The sequence below is a fragment of the Mucilaginibacter sp. genome (assembly GCF_039207105.1).
Taxonomy (GTDB): domain Bacteria; phylum Bacteroidota; class Bacteroidia; order Sphingobacteriales; family Sphingobacteriaceae; genus Mucilaginibacter.
Genome location: NZ_JBCECK010000286.1, coordinates 1 through 3,065, shown reverse-complemented (window position 1 = coordinate 3,065; position 3,065 = coordinate 1). Strand labels below are relative to the sequence as shown.

At 42.4% G+C, this 3,065-nt stretch carries 1 protein-coding gene; it reads right to left on the bottom strand.

Annotated features, from left to right (window positions below; all coding sequences use genetic code 11):
• Positions 1-78: 78 nt before the first annotated feature.
• A partial coding sequence (locus tag AAGC65_RS25630; protein WP_343115300.1) for a SusC/RagA family TonB-linked outer membrane protein occupies positions 79-3,065 on the bottom strand: 2,987 nt, incomplete at its 5' end.

The following is a 3,065-nucleotide window of genomic DNA, read 5'->3' as shown; positions in this document are numbered from 1 at the left end:
TTTTACAGCTTGAGAACAGTACTGATCCCACGAGCGCTGCTATTAGTATATTATGGATTTTCATTTTGTTTCGTTTAATTAGAAGCCAACATTTAAACCGAATGTATAAGATTTGATCGTAGGATAATTCAGGTACGACGCGGTACCATTATCCCTGTAGCTGTACGGGTTGTAAAAGTTAACCGGGTTTATCATGTTAGCATAAACACGGATACTTCCCAGGCCCATTTTATTAACCCATTGTTTAGGTATAGTATAAGCCACGTTTAAATTGGTCATACGGAACTGGAACGAGCTTTTGAACCAGAAATCAGATGCCAGATCATTGTAACCGGCGCTGCCGCCACCCATATAGAAAGGACTTGGCAATTCGGCACCTGTATTAGCTGGTGTCCAATAACCTCCGGGTGCCCAAAAATCAGGGCGGTTTGAAATTGCTGTACCTTTTTTCAACGCATCAGATTCAATTATGCCCTGGCCACCCCAAGATATAGTGGTAATTGCCTGCACGGTAAAATCTTTATACGTAAAGCCCAGGTTAATACCTCCGTTAAAGTGATTGTCCTGTCTTTTTGTTAAAAACTGTTTATCTGAATCATCAATTTTGCCATCAGCGGCAGTAAACTGACCATCGGTGCCTTTAGGCCCCCTAACATCTTCGTAAACCAGCATACCTGGTTTTGGCGCGATACCGTAAATGGTATAGCCCGGGTGCTGTGCCATAAATGCATCCACATCCGCCTGCGTCCTCAGGAAATCTGTATACCTGAAACCAAGGAACCCCCTGTCAGAATGCTGACCGATCTTATCAAGATAAGTACCAACATCACCGGCCGACTGATCAACTTTTAATAGTTTATCATCAAACCAGCCTAAGTTTGCGCCTACGTAATAACTAAAATCCTTGTTAATATTATCTTTCCAGGTTGCCGAAATTTCGTAACCGTAAGTATTAACATTTGCAAAATTCTCTGTTGGCGGCGTAGCACCTACAACAAACGGTGTTGACGAAGATAAAGAGCCTAATATATTACGGCGGTAATCTTTATAAGCATCTACCGATACGGCTAACCTGTTTTTAAGGAATTGCATATCCAAACCAAGGTTAACCTTAGTATCGTTATCCCAACGTACATAAGGGTTTGCAAGGGCTATATTCTGGAAGATAGACAAGCCACGCGGATCATTACCACCAAACACTGCGGCCTTTTGTTGCTGACCAAAGTTATAGTTCTCGGCATACTGATATGGATCGGCGTTATCAGCACCTAAAAATGCAAGTGATCCTCTGAATTTCAAATAATCTATAAAATGTACATTGCGTTTAAAGAAGCCTTCCTCAGACACTACCCAACCGGCCGACATTGAAGGGAAATAGCCCCAACGCCTGCCCGGAGCAAACTTAACACTACCATCAGCACGCATTAAAAACTCCAGCAGGTATTTACTTGCATAGTTGTAGTTGATACGGCCTGCATAACCCTGGCGACCAAAGTTGTGTAACGACTCAGTAGCTGTCATAGCGCCAATGGCAAAGTTTTCGTTATCATAACCGCCGGGTACCAGTCCTTCCACCCTGCTTTCAGAGCCGCTGTCATAGCTTTCAAACTGATCATATAAACCTAAAACGGTTATCTCATGCTTGCCAAATGTACGGCTGTACGAAACAGTACCGGTAAATTGTTGTGTGTTATAAAACACCGGGTTTAAACGCACGATATCGCCATTTTTTTGCGTGATGCCCTGTATAAGGTTACCACCGGGGATATGGTTATTTTCGCCTGTACCGGCAAACTGGTAAGCCACATAGTTACTACCTACCTGTTTACCATAAGTATTGTTGATGTTTCTGTTATAGCTACCAGTCAGCCTGAGTCCTTTTAAGAAAGGCACATCATAAGTTAATTTAGGGTTAATGTTTAATGATGTAGGCTGGCTTAAAGTATAGTTGTTGGTGCTGTTAACTACATGAATATAGTTAAAGTTCTCTAACGCGTTAGTGTTAGATGTATTGCTTGATAACAGTGTTGGCAAGCCATCGATATAAAACTTGGTAAATTGCGGAGTATTTAATAATATCTTCAGATCGTTATCAGCATTCTCGCCACCTTGTTTAAAATAGTATTTGTAATCTTTAGAGATAAAGCCGCTTAATGAGATTGACCCGGTTAAACCATTGGCAAGTTTGGCATCAACGCTTGCGCGGTAAGTCCAGCGATCGCCATAAGCACCTTTAAAGTTTGAGCCCTGTTTTACATAAGTAGCACCGGCATAATACGTAGCCCTGTCATTACCACCGGTAACATTTAAGGTATGGCGCTGTACCACCGCATTTTGAAATTGCTGCGCTAAATAATCAGTACTGCTGCCTGGCTGCTGAAAGTATGCCAGCTCATCAGGCGTGTAGTATTTAAGCTCTTTTTTTGTTGTGCTGCCATCGATGTAGCCATGCTCATCAATAGTATGACCACCGTTAGTTTGTTCGGCAATGATCAGGTCATTCAGGTAAACCGCCTGCTGATAGCCATTCATCATGCTTGGCAATTGTGTTACCGTTGTTAAGCCGTAGTTACCGTTATAAGATATTTTAACGGCACCGGCTTTACCACGTTTGGTACGCACAATTACTGCACCATTGGTACCTTTAATACCATATATGGCAGCGGCACCATCTTTAATGATAGATATGCTTTCTACCTCACTTTGATCTAACGCGTTGAAATCCTGCTGCGTACGCTCCATATCATCAATAATATACAGCGGGTTTGTATCAGGGTTTTTGGCATACGATATAGGGTTACGCACCTTAAGTGAGGTATTGTTTATACCCGGACGATTAGATGAGGTATTAATACTAAGGTTGGGGATCTGTCCGCGTAAGGCTTGCGACAGGTTTGATACCGGGATATCTTCGATCTTTTTGGTATCAATTGAACCTACGGCACCTGTTAAGTGTATACGTTTTTGCTCGCCGTAACCTACAACCACTACCTCATCAAGATTATTAACCTCCGAGCGCAGCTTAAAATCGGCATTGCGCTGGTTAGTTGGTATGGCTATTTCCT